The sequence below is a fragment of the Cellulomonas sp. PS-H5 genome, from assembly GCF_019265565.1.
In the GTDB taxonomy this organism is placed as follows: Bacteria; Actinomycetota; Actinomycetes; order Actinomycetales; family Cellulomonadaceae; genus Cellulomonas.
This window is the reverse complement of sequence record NZ_JAHVCI010000043.1, coordinates 23,912-38,936: the sequence shown is the minus strand read 5'-3', so window position 1 is coordinate 38,936 and position 15,025 is coordinate 23,912. Positions and strand designations below refer to the sequence as shown.

General features: G+C 74.3%; 13 protein-coding genes. 9 read left to right on the top strand and 4 right to left on the bottom strand.

The window, feature by feature from the left end:
* Positions 1-22: 22 nt before the first annotated feature.
* The 3 genes from J5O08_RS15235 to J5O08_RS15225 form a co-directional block, all read right to left on the bottom strand.
* On the bottom strand, positions 23-1,117 hold the full coding sequence (locus J5O08_RS15235) for a sugar kinase (RefSeq protein WP_218707724.1): 1,095 nt from the start codon (positions 1,115-1,117) through the stop codon (positions 23-25).
* A gap of 90 nt (positions 1,118-1,207) precedes the next feature.
* On the bottom strand, positions 1,208-2,236 hold the full coding sequence (locus J5O08_RS15230) for a LacI family DNA-binding transcriptional regulator (RefSeq protein ID WP_218707722.1): 1,029 nt from the start codon (positions 2,234-2,236) through the stop codon (positions 1,208-1,210).
* 35 nt (positions 2,237-2,271) lie between these two features.
* Complete coding sequence (locus J5O08_RS15225; protein ID WP_218707721.1) at positions 2,272-3,735, bottom strand: Gfo/Idh/MocA family protein; 1,464 nt, start codon at positions 3,733-3,735, stop codon at positions 2,272-2,274.
* 243 nt (positions 3,736-3,978) lie between these two features.
* On the opposite strand from J5O08_RS15225, the gene J5O08_RS15220 reads away from it, so the two are divergent.
* The 9 genes from J5O08_RS15220 to J5O08_RS15185 all read left to right on the top strand — a co-directional run bounded on the left by J5O08_RS15220 (position 3,979) and on the right by J5O08_RS15185 (position 14,035).
* Positions 3,979-4,926, top strand: coding sequence for a carbohydrate ABC transporter permease (locus tag J5O08_RS15220; RefSeq protein WP_218707719.1), 948 nt, complete (start codon positions 3,979-3,981; stop codon positions 4,924-4,926).
* A gap of 15 nt (positions 4,927-4,941) precedes the next feature.
* Positions 4,942-5,856, top strand: coding sequence for a carbohydrate ABC transporter permease (locus tag J5O08_RS15215; protein ID WP_218707717.1), 915 nt, complete (start codon positions 4,942-4,944; stop codon positions 5,854-5,856).
* A gap of 44 nt (positions 5,857-5,900) precedes the next feature.
* Positions 5,901-7,229 (top strand): ABC transporter substrate-binding protein, encoded by a 1,329-nt coding sequence (locus J5O08_RS15210; protein WP_218707715.1) that lies wholly within the window; start codon positions 5,901-5,903, stop codon positions 7,227-7,229.
* Positions 7,230-7,307: 78 nt separating this feature from the next.
* The gene (locus J5O08_RS15205; protein ID WP_218707714.1) at positions 7,308-8,213 is read left to right on the top strand and encodes a fumarylacetoacetate hydrolase family protein; all 906 of its coding nucleotides are present in this window, start codon (positions 7,308-7,310) and stop codon (positions 8,211-8,213) included.
* Positions 8,210-8,974: a 2-dehydro-3-deoxy-D-gluconate 5-dehydrogenase KduD gene (gene kduD, locus J5O08_RS15200; protein ID WP_218707713.1), complete on the top strand. Its 765-nt coding sequence runs from the start codon at positions 8,210-8,212 to the stop codon at positions 8,972-8,974. The genes J5O08_RS15205 and kduD overlap by 4 nt, the downstream gene beginning before the upstream one ends.
* A 77-nt stretch (positions 8,975-9,051) precedes the next feature.
* Positions 9,052-9,882, top strand: a complete 831-nt coding sequence (gene kduI, locus J5O08_RS15195; protein WP_218707712.1) for a 5-dehydro-4-deoxy-D-glucuronate isomerase — start codon at positions 9,052-9,054, stop codon at positions 9,880-9,882.
* 12 nt (positions 9,883-9,894) lie between these two features.
* Positions 9,895-11,064: a glycoside hydrolase family 105 protein gene (locus J5O08_RS21100; RefSeq protein ID WP_255589993.1), complete on the top strand. Its 1,170-nt coding sequence runs from the start codon at positions 9,895-9,897 to the stop codon at positions 11,062-11,064.
* The gene (gene uxaC, locus J5O08_RS21095) at positions 11,061-12,506 is read left to right on the top strand and encodes a glucuronate isomerase (RefSeq protein ID WP_308281652.1); all 1,446 of its coding nucleotides are present in this window, start codon (positions 11,061-11,063) and stop codon (positions 12,504-12,506) included. Before J5O08_RS21100 ends, uxaC begins: the two co-directional genes overlap by 4 nt.
* Positions 12,503-14,035, top strand: a complete 1,533-nt coding sequence (locus J5O08_RS15185) for a tagaturonate reductase (RefSeq protein WP_218707711.1) — start codon at positions 12,503-12,505, stop codon at positions 14,033-14,035. The genes uxaC and J5O08_RS15185 overlap by 4 nt, the downstream gene beginning before the upstream one ends.
* Positions 14,036-14,164: 129 nt before the next feature.
* Here J5O08_RS15185 and J5O08_RS15180 read toward each other — a convergent pair whose 3' ends face one another.
* The gene (locus tag J5O08_RS15180; protein ID WP_218707710.1) at positions 14,165-15,022 is read right to left on the bottom strand and encodes a Bax inhibitor-1/YccA family protein; all 858 of its coding nucleotides are present in this window, start codon (positions 15,020-15,022) and stop codon (positions 14,165-14,167) included.
* Between the last annotated feature and the right edge of the window lie 3 nt (positions 15,023-15,025).

Sequence of the window (15,025 nt, the reverse complement as noted above, 5' to 3'; positions counted from 1 at the left end):
CGCCGACCGCGCGCGCGGCGGGTCACCACGCGATCGCCGCGGGGCGCAGCGCCGCCGCTGCGTGCACGTCGGCGAGCCGCCCCCGCGCCGCGTCGCCGGGCGTCGTCATCGCGAGCGCGCCCGACGCCACCCCGAGGTCGAGCGCCTCCGGGAGCGGCGCGCCGCGCAGCAGCCCCGCGACCAGGCCGGCGGCGAACGCGTCGCCGCCGCCCACGCGGTCCAGGATCTCGAGGTCGCCGTGCCCGACGGACGCGTGCACGCCGTCCTCGGCGGACCACCCGAGCGCTCCCCAGCCGTTGCGGGACGCGGAGCGCACCGCCCGGCAGGTCGTCGCCACGACCCGCACACCCGGCGCGACGGTGCGGATCCGCGCCACGCCGCGCTCGAACGCCGCCCGCGCGGCCACCGGGTCCTCGGCGGGCGGGTCGTCCACGTCGGGGAACAGGTCCCACGCCGTGCCTATCAGCACGTCGCACGCGCCGGCGAGCGCCCGCGCGGTCGCGCACGCCTCCGCCCGGCCGCCGCGACCCCGCCAGAGCGAGGGCCGGAAGTTGGTGTCGACCGAGACCGGGACGCCGAGCCGTCGGGCCTCCCGGGCGGCGTGCAGCGCCGTGGCGGTCGTGGTCGGGGACAGCCCGGCGAACACGCCCCCGGTGTGGAACCACCGCGCTCCCGCGAGCACCGCGGGCCAGGGCACGTCGCCCGGGGCCAGCCGGGAGGCGGCCGTCCGCGCGCGGTCGGAGACGCCCACCGCGCCGCGGGCGCCGTGCCCGCGCTCGGTGAAGTTCAGCCCGTTGCGGGCGGGAACCGGTCCCCCGGCCGGGAGCCACCGGACCCAGCGGGTGTCCACCCCGGAAGCGAGCACCAGGTCCTCGACCAGCCGGCCCACCTCGTCGTCGACGAGGGCCGTGACCACGGCCGCCGGCAGCCCGAACGCGGTGCGCAGGGCGCGGGCGACGTTGTACTCCCCGCCACCTTCGTGCGCCGCGAACCCGCGCGCCGAGCGGATGCGCTGCTCGCCGGGGTCGAGCCGGAGCATCACCTCGCCGAGCGCGACCACCTCGGGCGCCCGGCCACCGGACGGCGCCGCGGGCCGCGGGGAAGACGGGGACGGCATGACCTCACCTCGCTGTCGGGATCACCGCCAACCTAGCCGAGAAACCGGTTCCTCGACACCCCCTGATCGGGCACGCCCGGGGGACGACGATCAGCCCGCGGCGGGGGCGGGCGCCGACGAGGCCCGCGTCAGCAGCGCCGCCGGCAGCACCTCCGCGGCGCCGCGCACGTCGACACCCTCCTCCGGCGCCGGCTCCGGCTCGCCCGCGATCCGCGCGTGCAGCCGCGCCCACGCGCGGGCACCGATCTCGTCGTACGGGACGTGCACCGTCGTGAGCGACGGCGTGGCGTACCGGGCGAGCTCGATGTCGTCGAACCCGACCACCGACAGCGTCCCGGGCACGTCGACGCCGAGCTCGTGCAGGTGCCCGAGCAGCCCGAACGCCACCTGGTCGTTGTACGCCACGACGGCCGTCGCCTGGGTGGCGAGCGCCGCGTGCGCCAGCGCGTAGCCCTCGGCGACCGTCGCCCCGCACGCGAGCGTGAAGAACCGCACGTCGCCGAACGCCAGGCGGGCCCGGCCGAGGCCGTCCAGCCGGGCCGTGTTCGACGGGCTCGACTCGGGGCCGGACAGGTAGGCGATCGCCCGGTGCCCGAGGCCGACCAGGTGCTCGACGACGCCGTACATCGCCGGCGAGTAGTCGACGTTGACGCTCGGCGTCGCCGACCCCGGGACGGTGCGGTTCACCAGCACCACCGGGTCGACCTCGTCGAGCACCTCGGCCAGGACCTCCTGCGACATCCGCGGCGCGACGATGACGAGCGCGTCGCACCGGGCGCGCGTGCTGCGCACGATGTCGGCCTCGTCGCGGTCGGGCCCCGCCGTCTCGGCGACCACGACGCTGTACCCGTGCCGGTGCGCCCCGTCGGCGACCGCGCGCAGCACCGCCTGGAACATCGGGTTCGCGAGGTCCGGGACGACGATCCCGACGGCGAGCGTCCGGCCGAGCGACAGCGAGCGCGCGGTGACCGACGGCCGGTAGTGCAGCTCGGCGGCGGCGGCGCGCACCCGGCGGGTCAGCTCGGCGTCGACGGTGCTGCCGTTCATCACGCGCGAGACGGTGGCCCGGGAGACCCCCGCGGCCGACGCGACATCGCTGATCGTCGCGCCCGTGCGCATCGGTCCGCTCCCTTCCGCCGGGCGCGTGCTGCGGCTCAGCGCACGGTCCCCAGGTCGAGTGCGCCGATGCTAACAGCGCGGCCGGTCCGCAGGGACTCGCCGGCCGCGATCCCGACGGAGACCGCCCGCAGCCCGTCGCGGTACCCCGCCGCGCGGCCGAGCGGGTCGTCCTCGAGCCGGAGGTCGCGGCGGAAGACGTCCGCGAGCAGCAGCGCGTCGCCGCCGCCGTGCCCGCCCTCGCCCCGCGGGATCGCCATCTCGCGCGCCCCCTCCCAGTGCCGCTGCACCACCAGGTGCTCGCCCTCGGGGCGGGACGGCGCGACCGGCACGGCGTCCGGGTTGGCCGACGGGTCGAGCACCACGCGGCCCTCGGCGTCGACCGACACCGCACCGCGCTCGACCACGGTCAGCTCGGCCCGCCCCTCGGTGCCGTTGACCGCGACCGAGTACCCCTCCCACGGGCAGTGCGCGTTCAGCGCGTAGGTCATGGAGACGCCGGACCGGTAGTCGACCACCAGCGACAGGTCGTCCTCGATCGTGATCCCCTCGGTGAACACGTCCCGGTCGCGCAGGTAGCCGTCGTGGTGCTCGGCGTCGAGGTAGAGGCCCTTCAGGCGGCGGTCCGCGCGCAGGTCGAGCGCCCACGGGTCGCCGGCGGTGCCGGTGCCGCGCTCGGGACGCGGCCCCAGCCCGCGGACCTGCGCGTTGTCGTGCCCGTAGAACCGCAGGCCGCCCGAGGCGAACACCCGCTCGGGCTCGTCGTCGAGCCACCAGCCCACGAGGTCGAAGTGGTGCGACGACTTGTGCACCAGCAGGCTCCCGGAGCGCTCGCGGTCCCGGTGCCACCGGCGGAAGTAGTCCGCGCCGTGCACGGTGTCCAGCAGCCACTCGAAGTGCACGCTGGTCGGCCGCCCGATCGCGCCGGACGCGATGACCTCGCGCAGCGCGGAGTTCCGCGGGGCGTACCGGTAGTTGAAGGTCATGACGAGGTCCCGGCCCGTCACGGCCACGGACTCGGCGATCGCCCGGCACCCGTCCGCGGTGGTCGCCATCGGCTTCTCCAGCACCACGTCCGCGCCGGCGGCCTGCACGCGCGTGACGTGCTCGGCGTGCAGGTGGTCGGGCGTCGTCACCACCACCACGTCGACCGCCTGCTCGGCGACCATCCGCTCGAGGTCCGCCGGGAGGTACCGGGGCAGGCCCGCGGGTCCGTCGAGCCCGAGCGCCGCGCCGACCTCGGCGTCGTAGAAGTCGACGCGGCCGGGGTTCGGGTCGCACCACGCCACGAGCTCGGCGACGTCGCGGTGCGCGCCGGTGATCGCCCCCACGTACATGCCCGCGCGGTGGCCGGTGCCCAGCACCGCGTACCGCCGGCGCCGCCGGCCGGTGGGGACCGGCGCGAACCGGGTCGTCACCTGCGCGTCCGCGTGCGGGGACGCGGAGGCGGCGGGGCGGGGCGCCGTCGGGTTCTGGTCGAGCGGGGCGGGAGGGGGCGTCATCGCACGGGGCCCTTTCGTCAGAAACGGGTTTCTCACAGCTCACCCTACCCAGGCGCGAGGCCGCCGCGCAGCACCGCCTCGGAACCGGGACCTCGGTCCCAGTTCTGCCGCTGGATTCCGCCGTGTCACGAGATCGGTCGCCCGATCCGCCGTCTCGGGCTGGACACGGGGTTCACCCGTTCGGGTAGCGTCCGGAACCGGTTCCTCAGAACCGTTGCAGCCAGACCACGAGGAAGTGTGTCCATGACAGCACTCAACGAGCTCCGCACCATGCGCAGCAAGCGGGGCGGCCCGAAGATCGCGGCCGTCTCGAACCTCCGCAAGTCCGATCAGCGTGCGGCGCTGGCGTTCCTGGCCCCCTGGTTCCTGGGGCTGTTCGGGATCACCCTGATCCCGCTGGTCGCGTCGCTGGTCCTCGCGACCACCGACTACGACCTGCTGACGTCGCCCACGTTCATCGGGCTCGACAACTTCACGGCGATGCTGACGGACACCCGGCTCCACGAGTCGCTCCGGGTGACGTTCCTGTACGTCGTGACGGGCGTCCCCCTGCAGCTGGTCGTGGCGCTCGGCCTGGCCGTGCTGCTCAACCGCGGCCTGCGCGGGATGACGTTCTACCGGTCGGTGTTCTACCTGCCGTCGCTGCTCGGCAGCTCGGTGGCCATCGCGATCCTGTGGCGCCAGGTGTTCGGCGAGGACGGGCTGTTCAACTCCTTCCTCGGCCTGTTCGGCATCCAGGGCATGGGCTGGGTCTCGCACCCGGACACCGCGCTGTGGACCCTCGTCCTGCTGCACGTGTGGACGTTCGGCTCCCCGATGATCATCTTCCTCGCCGGCCTGCGGCAGATCCCCGAGATGTACTACGAGGCCGCCTCGCTCGACGGCGCCTCGCGCTGGCGGCAGTTCCGCTCGGTGACGCTCCCGCTGCTCAGCCCGATCATCTTCTTCAACCTCGTGATGCAGGTGATCATCGCGTTCCAGTCGTTCACCCAGGCGTTCGTGGTGTCGAACGGGACGGGCGGGCCGTCGGACTCGACGCTCTTCTACACCCTCTACCTGTACCAGGAGGGGTTCACCAACCTGCGCATGGGGTACGCGGCCGCCATGGCCTGGGTCCTGGTCCTCATCGTGCTCGTGCTGACCGCCATCAACTTCTGGGCCTCGAAGTTCTGGGTCTTCTACGAGGACTGAGAGGAGTCCAGAGCCATGACCACCACCACCTCCCCCGACCTGCCCACCCGCATCCGCCGCCTCGCCGACGACAGCCCCGTCCGGCCGGGCCGCGAGCGCTGGCGCTCGGTCCTGCGCACCGGCACCCGGCACGCCGCCATGATCATCGCCGCGGTGATCATGATCTACCCGCTGATCTGGCTGGTCGGCAGCTCGTTCAAGCCGACCGAGCTCATCTTCCGCGACCTGTCGGTGCTGCCGACCGAGTGGGACTTCTCCAACTACGCGAGCGGCTGGGAGGCGCTGTCCCAGCCGTTCGGCCGGTACATGCTGAACTCCGCCGTCATCGTCGCCGGCTGCCTGCTCGGCAACCTGGTGACCTGCTCGATGGCGGGCTACGCGTTCGCCCGGCTGCGGTTCCGGGGCCGGAACATGTGGTTCGCGATGATGCTCATCAGCATCATGCTGCCGATCCACGTGATCATCGTGCCGCGCTACATCATGTTCCAGCAGATGGACTGGATCAACACGTTCTGGCCGTTGATCGTCCCGAAGCTGCTGGCCACCGACGCGTTCTTCATCTTCCTGATGGTGCAGTTCTTCCGCGGCATCCCGAACGAGCTCGAGGAGGCCGCGCGGATCGACGGCTGCGGCCACCCGCGCATCTTCTTCTCGGTGATGCTGCCGAACGCCGTCCCCGCCCTCGCGACCACGGCGATCTTCACCTTCATCTGGACGTGGAACGACTTCTTCAGCCAGCTCATCTTCCTGACCCGGGACGAGATGCGGACCGCGCCGCTCGCGCTGCGGCTGTTCCTCGACCCCGCGACGGGCAGCAACTGGGGACCGATGTTCGCGATGTCCATCGTGACGCTCGTCCCCATCTTCCTGGTCTTCCTCTTCGGCCAGCGGTACCTGGTCCAGGGCATCGCGACGACGGGGATGAAGTGATCAGCCGCACCGCAGAGCACGACTCGACGACGAGAGGGACGCTGATGCAGGGACGACGAGGGACGACGCGCGGGCGCCGGCTGGGCGCGGCCGTCGCCGCGACGGCGATGGCCGTGACGCTCGCCGCGTGCGGGAGCGCGGACAGCCCGGGCACTCCAGGGAGCACGAGCGGGTCCGACGACGCGGACCAGGTGACGATCACCTTCGCCTGGTGGGGCTCGGACACGCGGCAGCAGATCACCGAGGAGGTGATCGCGGCCTTCGAGGCCGAGTACCCGCACATCAAGGTCCAGCCCGACTTCACGAGCTGGGACAGCTACTTCGAGCGGCTGAACGTGGCGGCGGCCGGCGGCAGCCTGCCGGACGTCATCACGCAGCAGGAGCGGTTCCTGGCCGAGTACGCCAGCCGCGGGCTGCTCGCGGACCTCCGCGAGCTGGACATCGCGACGGACGCCATCGACCCGTCGGTGATCGAGTCCGGCGAGGTCGACGGCACGTTCGTCGGGATCGCGACCGGGGTCAGCAGCCACGCGCTGGTCACGGACCCGGCGATCTTCGCCGAGTCGGGCGTCGACCTGCCCGACGACACCACCTGGACCTGGGACGACTACGAGGCGGTCGCGAACGCGATCTCCGCGGGGTCCGGGGGCGAGCTGTTCGGCGTGCAGAACTACAGCTTCCTCGAGGTCGTGCTGAAGATCATGGCGCGGCAGAACGGCGAGGAGGTGTTCACCGAGGACGGCGAGCTCGGCGTCTCGGCCGACACCGTCGAGGCGTGGTTCCAGCGCTCGGTGGACCTGATGGAGTCGGGCGGCGAGCCGTCCGCGTCGGTCTCGACCGAGATCAACGCGGCCGGGGTCGAGGGCTCGCTGCCCGCGACCGGTCAGGGCGCGATGGCGTGGTTCTGGTCCAACCAGCTCGACGCGATCCAGAGCGCCGCCGGCCGCGACCTGCAGCTGCTGCGACCGCCGGGCGAGGCGGACGGGGTCCGGACGGGCGCCTACCTGTACCCGACGATGTACTACTCCGTGGCCGAGTCCAGCCCGCACCCGGAGGAGGCCGCGCTGCTCGTGGACTTCCTCATCAACTCGACGACCGCGGGCGAGCTGATCCTCATGGACCGCGGCCTGCCGTCCAACACCGAGGTGCGCGAGGCGGTCCTGCCGCTGCTGTCGGACGCCGACCGCGTCGGCGCGGACTTCGTCGCCGAGATCGAGCCGACGATCGTCGACGGGACCCCGGTCCCGCCGGTCGGCGCCGGCGAGACCACGCAGATCACCCAGCGGGTGAACTCCGACGTGCTGTTCGGGCGGATCACCCCGCGCGAGGCCGCGGAGCGCTGGCTGGACGAGGTCGGCGCGGCGATCTCCTGACACCCGGGCCGGGGCTCGCCCGCCGCGCGAGCCCCGGCCCCGTCCCCGCACCCCCACCCCGACCCCAGGGAGACCCCCGTGCGCCTCGTGAGCCACCACGCCGGCGACGCCGTCCGCCCCGGCGCGCTGGTCGCCGGACCCGGTGGCGACCGGCTCCTCGACCTCTCTCCCGCGCTGCCCGGCCGCGCCGTGGTCGACGTGCTCCGCGACCCCGCGCTGCACGCCGCCGCGCAGGCCGCCGTCGACGCGGCGGACCCGGCCTGCCTGCCGGACGCGGCCTCCGTCCGGCTCGCGCCGCCGGTGCGCCCCGGGACGATCCTGTGCCTCGGCCACAGCTACGCCGGGCACCTCGGCCGGGACCGCGCGCCCGACGACGTCCCCGAGCACCCGAACGTGTTCGTCAAGACCGCCAACACCCTGTGCGGCCCCGACGACCCGGTGGTGCTCCCGCCCGCCGTGCAGCACGCCGACTACGAGGGCGAGATCGCCGTCGTCGTCGGGCGCCGCGCGCACCGCGTCCCGCTCGCCGAGGCCGAGGCGCACGTCGGCGGGCTCACGCTGTTCGATGACGTCTCCGCCCGCGACTGGCAGTCCCGCACCTCGCAGTGGACCCTCGGCAAGTGCGTCGACGGCTTCGGCCAGCTCGGCCCCGCCGTCGTCACCGCCGACGAGGCCCTGCCGATCACGGGGCGCGAGCTCACGGTCGAGCGCGACGGCGTCGTCACGGTGCGGTCGAGCACCGACGCCCTGGTGTTCTCCCCCGCCTTCCTGATCCACCACCTCAGCCAGGTGCTCACCCTCGAGCCGGGCGACGTCATCGCCACCGGCACCCCCGCCAAGCTCCCCGAGGCGGCCGCCGCGCACGTGCCGCTGCGGCACGGCGACGCCGTGACCATCGCCGTCACCGGCCTCGGGTCCCTCACCACCACCTTCGTCGCCGGCGCGTCGTCGGCGCCCCGCCCCACCCCTGGAGGCCCGCAGTGATCCTCGACTCCTTCCGCCTGGACGGGACCGTCGCCCTCGTCACCGGCGCCGCCCGCGGCCTCGGTCGCGGCGCCGCGCTCGCGCTCGCCGAGGCCGGCGCCGACGTCGCCCTGCTCGACCACGTCGCGGGCACCGAGACCGCCGAGGCCGTGCGCGCGCTCGGCCGGCGCTGCCTGGTGCTGGAGCGCGACCTCGTGCACGCCGCGCCCGAGGACCTCGACGCCGACGTGCAGGCCGTCGTGGACGGGCTCGGCCGCGTCGACGTGCTCGTGAACAACGCCGGCATCATCCGCCGCGCGCCGCTGCTGGAGCACGCCGCCGCCGACTGGGACGACGTGCTGGCCATCAACCTGGACGCCGTGTTCCACCTCTCCCGGTCGGCGGCCCGCCGGTTCGTCGACCAGGGGAAGGGCAAGATCATCAACATCGCCTCGATGCTCGCCTTCCAGGGCGGCGTCCTGGTCCCCGGCTACACGGCCTCCAAGCACGCGGTCGCGGGCGTGACGAAGGCCCTCGCCAACGAGCTCGCCCGGCACGGGGTGAACGCCAACGCGATCGCCCCCGGCTACATGGCCACCGACAACACCGCCGCCCTCCGGGCCGACGAGGTCCGCGAGCGCTCGATCCTCGACCGGATCCCCGCCGAGCGCTGGGGCACGCCCGCCGACCTGCAGGGCGCGTTCGTGTTCCTCGCCTCGGCCGCCTCCGACTACGTCAACGGCGCGGTCCTCCCCGTGGACGGCGGCTGGCTCGTCCGCTGACGCGCCCCGCGCCGCCCGACCCGCACGCGCCCCGCGCCGCCCGCACCCCGCCCGACCCATCCCAGGAAGGCCCCCTCGTGGAGAACCGCTACGCCACCGGACCCGACCAGATCGCCGGCCTCGACACCGCCGGGCTGCGCGCCCGGTACCTGGTGCCCGACCTGTTCGTCCCCGGCGAGGTCCGCCTCGTCCACACCCACCACGACCGCGTCGTCCTCGGCGGCGCCGTCCCGGCCGGGCGGCGGCTGCCGCTCGAGGCGCCCGACGGCCTGCGCGCGGGCTTCTTCCTGGAGCGGCGCGAGGTCGGGATCGTCAACGTCGGCGGCCCGGCCGTCGTCGAGGCCGACGGCACGACGTACGAGCTGCCGCCGCGGGCCTGCCTGTACCTGGGCCGCGGCGTGCGGGACGTGACGTTCGCCGACGCCGACGAGGGCTCCGGCGCCCGGCTCTACCTCGTCTCGGCCCCCGCGCACACCGCGTACCCCGCGGCGCGCGTGCTGCCGGAGGACGGCACCGTCCGGGAGCTCGGCGACCAGGAGACGTCGAACCGCCGGACCCTGCGCCAGTACCTGCACCCGGACGGCGTGCGCACCTGCCAGGTGATGATGGGCGTCACGACGCTGCACCCGGGCTCGATGTGGAACACCATGCCGGCGCACACCCACGACCGGCGCACCGAGTGCTACCTGTACGTCGACCTCCCCGAGGACGCCCGGGTGATCCACCTGCTCGGCCGGCCCGAGGAGACGCGGCACCTCGTCGTCGCCGACGGGCAGGCCGTGATCTCGCCGTCCTGGTCGATCCACGCGGGCGTCGGCACCGCGGCGTACTCGTTCGTGTGGGCGATGGCCGGGGAGAACCAGGCCTTCGACGACATGGACGCCGTGCCGCCGGCCGCCCTGGCCTGAGCGGGGGACGCGATGACCACGCAGACGACCCCGGACGCGCCGACCGGCCGCGGCTACGGCACCGCGCGCACCCGATGGGCGGTGCTCGGCGCCGACACGCTGCTCGCCCGCGAGCCGCTGGTGAACCTCCGCGACCGCTGGGAGTACGAGGACGGGCTGGTGCTCGACGGCGTCCGCGCCGTGCACGCGCTCACCGGCGACCCGCGGTACGCCGCGTACATCCGGCGGAACCTCGACCACTTCGTGCGGGAGGACGGCTCGATCCTCGGCTACGCCCGGGCCGAGTACAACCTCGACCACGTCAACAACGGCAAGGCCGTCCTGGACCTGCTGGCGGAGACCGGCGAGCGGCGGTACCGCCTCGCCGCGGACCGGCTGTTCCAGCAGCTGCTCCGCCAGCCGCGGCTGCGCGCCGGGACGTTCTGGCACAAGCAGATCTACCCCGACCAGGTCTGGCTCGACGGCCTCTACATGGGGTCGGTGTTCTACGCCCGGTACTGCGTGCTGGCCGACCGGACCGACCTCCTGGACGACGTGGTGCTGCAGTTCACCACCGCGTACGACCTCACCCTCGAGGGCCCGTCCGGGCTGTGCCGGCACGCCTGCGACGAGTCCCGCCGGATGGGCTGGGCCGACCCGGGGACCGGGCGCTCGCCGCACGTGTGGCTGCGCGCGCTCGGCTGGTTCGTCATGGCGATGGCCGACGTGCTCGAGCACCTGCCCGCCGAGCACCCCGGCCGCGCGCGCGTCCGGGACCAGCTCGAGGACGTGCTCGCGGCGCTGCTGCGGGTCCGGGACCCGCGCACCGGCCTCTGGTACCAGATCCCGGACCAGGGCGACCGGCCGCTGAACTACCTGGAGTCCTCGGGCTCGTTCATGGTCCTCGCCGCGATCGCCCAGGCGCTGCGCCTCGGGTACCTGGCGGGCGACCGCTGGGAGCAGGCGCTGGAGTCCGGCTGGGCGCACGCCACGGAGCAGTTCCTGTCGGTCGACGCGCAGGGCTGGGTCAACGTGCACCGGATGTGTCAGGTCGCCGGCCTCGGCGGGCAGCCGTACCGCGACGGCTCCTACGCCTACTACATGAGCGAGCCCGTCGTGACGAACGACCACAAGGGCGTCGGACCCTTCCTGCTGGCCGCCGTCGAGATGGACCGCCGGCACGGCCTCGGGGCGGCCCGGTGACCGCCCCGGCCCGTCCGGAGGGCGCCTGGACCCTGCACCCCGACCGCGCGCTGCCCGCCGACCCGGTCACCCGGCCGGTCGCCCGGGAGATCTACCGCGCCACCCGCGACCTGCCGCTGGTCGCCATGCACGGGCACGTGCCCGTCGAGTGGTTCGCCGACGACGCGCCGTTCCCCGACCCGGCCCAGCTGCTGGTGGTCCCGGACCACTACCTGGTCCGGATGCTCGCCTCGCAGGGCGCCGGCATCGAGGAGCTCGGCGTCGCCCCGGTGGCCGCGGACGCGGGCGTCGTCGCCGAGACCGACCCGCGGGAGGTCTGGCGGCGGTTCTGCGCCGGGTGGCCGCTGTTCCGCGGCACCCCGACCCGGTTCTGGCTGGAGACCGAGCTGGTCGAGGTCTTCGGCGTCACCGAGCGGCCGAGCGCCGCGAGCGCCGACGCGCTCTACGACCAGGTGCAGGCGGCGATCGACGACCCGGCGTTCCGGCCGCGGGCGCTGCTCGACCGGTTCGGCATCGAGGTGATCAGCACCACCGACCCGGCGTGGTCGACCCTGGACGCCCACGCCCGGCTCGCCGCCGACGGTCTCGGCGACCGCGTCGTCCCGACGTTCCGGCCGGACGCCCTGCTCGCCGTCGACCGCCCGGGCTGGCGCGCCGACCTGGAGCGGCTGGGCGAGGCGGCCGGCACGGACGTCGGGTCGTACGCCGGGTACCGGGAGGCCCTGCGGGTGCAGCGCGCCCGGTTCAAGGCCGCCGGCGCCCGCGCCTCCGACCACGGGCTGCTCGGCACGGGCACCACCCCCCTCACGGACGCCGAGGCGGAGCGGGTGTTCGCGGCGGCGGTGCGCGGGGAGGTGACGGCCGCGGACGCCGACGCGTTCGCGGGCCACATGCTGTTCCAGATGGCCGCGATGGCCGCCGAGGACGGCCTGGTGCTGCAGCTGCACCCGGGCGTGCTCCGGGACCACGACCCCGCGGTGGCCGCGGCGTTCGGCCCCGACAAGGGCTACGACATCCCGGTCGCGACGGAGTGGACCCGCGCCCTGCGCCCGCTGCTGGCGGCGTTCGGCCGGCATCCCGGGTTCCGGACCATCCTGTTCACGACCGACGAGTCCACGTTCTCCCGCGAGCTCGCCCCGCTGGCCGGCGTCTACCCGTCCGTGCGGCTCGGCGCCCCGTGGTGGTTCCTCGACGCCCCCGACGCCATGCGGCGGTTCCGGGAGGCCGTGACCGAGACCGCCGGGTTCGCGAACACCTCCGGGTTCGTCGACGACACCCGCGCGTTCGTGTCGATCCCGGCCCGGCACGACCTGGCCCGCCGCGTCGACGCCGGGTACCTGGCCCGGCTCGTCGTCGAGCACCGGCTCGACCTCGACGAGGCCGTCGACACCGCGGCCGACCTCGCCTACCACCTGCCCCTGCGCGCCTACGAGGCCTCATGACCACGACGTCCCGACCCGGCCCGGCCGGGCTCCCCGACCCCGCAGGTCTCCGCGGCCCCGCAGGGCTCCCCGACCCCGGCGACCTGCCGGTGCCCGGCGCGGCGACCGTGCAACGGGACGAGCTGCCGCTCACCGTGCTGCAGTTCGGCGCCGGCAACTTCCTGCGCGCGTTCGTCGACCAGATGATCCAGGGCGCCAACGACGCCGGCGTCACCCGGCACGGCGTCGCGGTCGTGCACGCCACGCCCGGCCCGGACCGCGCGCTCGACCTGCTGCGCGAGCAGGACGGGATCTACCACGTGCTGCTCGAGGGCGTCCGCGCCGGCGAGCCCGTCCGGCAGGTCACCCGGGTCACCGCGATCCAGCGCGTCGTGCGGGCCCACGAGGAGTTCGCCGCCTACCGCGCGACCTACCTGGAGCCGTCGCTGCGGGTCCTGGTGTCGAACACGACCGAGGCGGGCATCGCCTGGGTCGAGGGCGACGACCTCACCGCCACCCCGCCCGCGTCCTTCCCCGCCAAGGTCACCGCGCTCCTGCTGGACCGGTTCCGGCACTTCGGGGGCGACCCGGCCGCGGGCCTGCACGTGGTGTGCTGCGAGCTGATCGAGGACAACGCGAGCACCCTGCGGCGGTACGTGCTCGCGCACGCGGCGGCGAACGACCTGCCGGACGCGTTCGTCGCCTGGGTCGAGCAGGCCTGCACGTTCCACGACACGCTGGTCGACCGGATCGTGCCCGGCTACCCGCGCGACGAGATCGACGACGTGCACCGGCAGATCGGGTACGCCGACCGGCTCGTGGTCAAGGGCGAGCTCTACGGCGTGTGGGCCGTCGGCGGCGACCCGGCGCTGCGGGAGGTGCTGCCGCTGGACCGCGCCGGCCAGCCCGTCGAGTTCCTGCCCGACGTCCGGCCGTACCGGGACCGCAAGGTGCGGGTGCTCAACGGGATGCACACGGCGCTGAGCCCGCTCGGGCTGCTGCTCGGGGAGGACGGCGTGCGGGAGACGGTGGCGCGGGCGGACGTCGCGCGCTACCTCGACCTGCTGCTGGACCGCGAGGTCCTGCCGTCGCTCGCCGAAGACCCTGAGGCGCTGCGCCGGTTCGCCGCGACCATCCGCGAGCGGTTCACCAACCCGTTCCTGCACCACCGGCTCGCCGACATCGCGCTCAACGCGCTCGCGAAGTACCGCGCGCGGAACCTGCCCGTGCTGCTGGAGGCGTGGCAGGACGGCCGGGAGGCGCCCGCGACGGCGTTCGCGCTCGCCGCGCTCCTGGTGCTCGCCTCCGGGCGGCTCGGGCCCGCGGGGTTCGAGCCCGCCGACGACCCGGAACCCCTCGCGCTCGCGCGGGCCTGCGACGACGGCGACCTGGCCGGGTGGGTCCGCGGGGTGGTGGTCGCCGCCGGGATGCTGCCCGCCGACGACCCGCGGCTGGGGCGCCTCGCGGACGAGGTGGCCGGGCACGCCGGGTCGATCCTGCGCCGGGGTGCCGAGGCGGCACTGGCGGACCTGCTGGCGGGCGCGGGCTGACGCCCCGGACGTCCGCGGGACCGGTCCGTCCCGGGGCCGGGCGGGACGGAGGGCCCGCCCGGCCCCGGGACGACGACGGCCCGCGCCCCCTTCCGGGGACGCGGGCCGTCGTGCTCGTGCGGGGTGCGGTCAGTCCCGACCCTGCAGGATCGCGAGGATGCGCAGGATCTCGAGGTACAGCCAGACCAGGGTGACGATCAGGCCGAACGCGGCCGACCAGGCCATCTTGGCCGGGGCGCCCTGCTCGACGCCGCGCTTGATCGCGTCGAAGTCCATGATCAGGCTCGCTGCCGCGAGACCGACCGCGAACAGACCGGCGAGGACGCCGACCCAGCCGTTGCGCAGCGGGCCGAAGCCGTCGCTCGACACGAAGAACATCATCACGACGTTGACCAGCGAGTAGGCCAGGTAGCCGACCATCGCGATGAGCAGCCAGCGCGTGAACTTCGGGGTGACGCGGACCCGGCCGGACTTGAACAGGAACAGCGCCGCGCCGAACGTCGCGAACGTGGCGACGACGGCCTGCAGCACGATCGGCTGCACCGACTGCCCGTCGAAGGTCATGTTCTGGAACGCCAGGCTGATCCCGCCGAGGAACACGCCCTGCGCCACGGTGTACAGCGTGATGAGCAGCGGGCTCGGGTTCTTCTTGAACGCGTTCACCAGGCCGAGCACCAGGCCGACGACCGCGCCGAGGGGCCACAGCCCCGGCGCGACGTTCCAGGTGGCGGCCGCGACGACGACGAGCAGCGCGAGCAGCCCGCCCGTCTTGATGATGACGTCGTCGTAGGTCAGCCGGCCCGTGTCGCGGGTGGTGGCCGCGGGCGCGCCGTACATCTGCTCCAGCGACTGCGCCTCGATCACCGGCCCGGTGGCCGTGGCGCCGTACGCGCCGGGCTGCGCCGCGGTCTGCTGCGCGCGTCCGCGGTTCCCGCGGGCACGCGGGTCGCCGAAGACGGCGCTGTTGTTGAACACCGGGTTGGTCATCGG

What these genes read in the sequence shown, in the direction of transcription:
- J5O08_RS15235 (WP_218707724.1), bottom strand. Translation starts at nt 1,117, where the DNA reads ATGCCGTCCCCGTCTTCCCCGCGGCCCGCGGCGCCGTCCGGTGGCCGG.
- J5O08_RS15230 (WP_218707722.1), bottom strand. Translation starts at nt 2,236, where the DNA reads ATGCGCACGGGCGCGACGATCAGCGATGTCGCGTCGGCCGCGGGGGTC.
- J5O08_RS15225 (WP_218707721.1), bottom strand. Translation starts at nt 3,735, where the DNA reads ATGACGCCCCCTCCCGCCCCGCTCGACCAGAACCCGACGGCGCCCCGC.
- J5O08_RS15220 (WP_218707719.1), top strand. Translation starts at nt 3,979, where the DNA reads ATGACAGCACTCAACGAGCTCCGCACCATGCGCAGCAAGCGGGGCGGC.
- J5O08_RS15215 (WP_218707717.1), top strand. Translation starts at nt 4,942, where the DNA reads ATGACCACCACCACCTCCCCCGACCTGCCCACCCGCATCCGCCGCCTC.
- J5O08_RS15210 (WP_218707715.1), top strand. Translation starts at nt 5,901, where the DNA reads ATGCAGGGACGACGAGGGACGACGCGCGGGCGCCGGCTGGGCGCGGCC.
- J5O08_RS21100 (WP_255589993.1), top strand. Translation starts at nt 9,895, where the DNA reads ATGACCACGCAGACGACCCCGGACGCGCCGACCGGCCGCGGCTACGGC.
- J5O08_RS15185 (WP_218707711.1), top strand. Translation starts at nt 12,503, where the DNA reads ATGACCACGACGTCCCGACCCGGCCCGGCCGGGCTCCCCGACCCCGCA.
- J5O08_RS15180 (WP_218707710.1), bottom strand. Translation starts at nt 15,022, where the DNA reads ATGACCAACCCGGTGTTCAACAACAGCGCCGTCTTCGGCGACCCGCGT.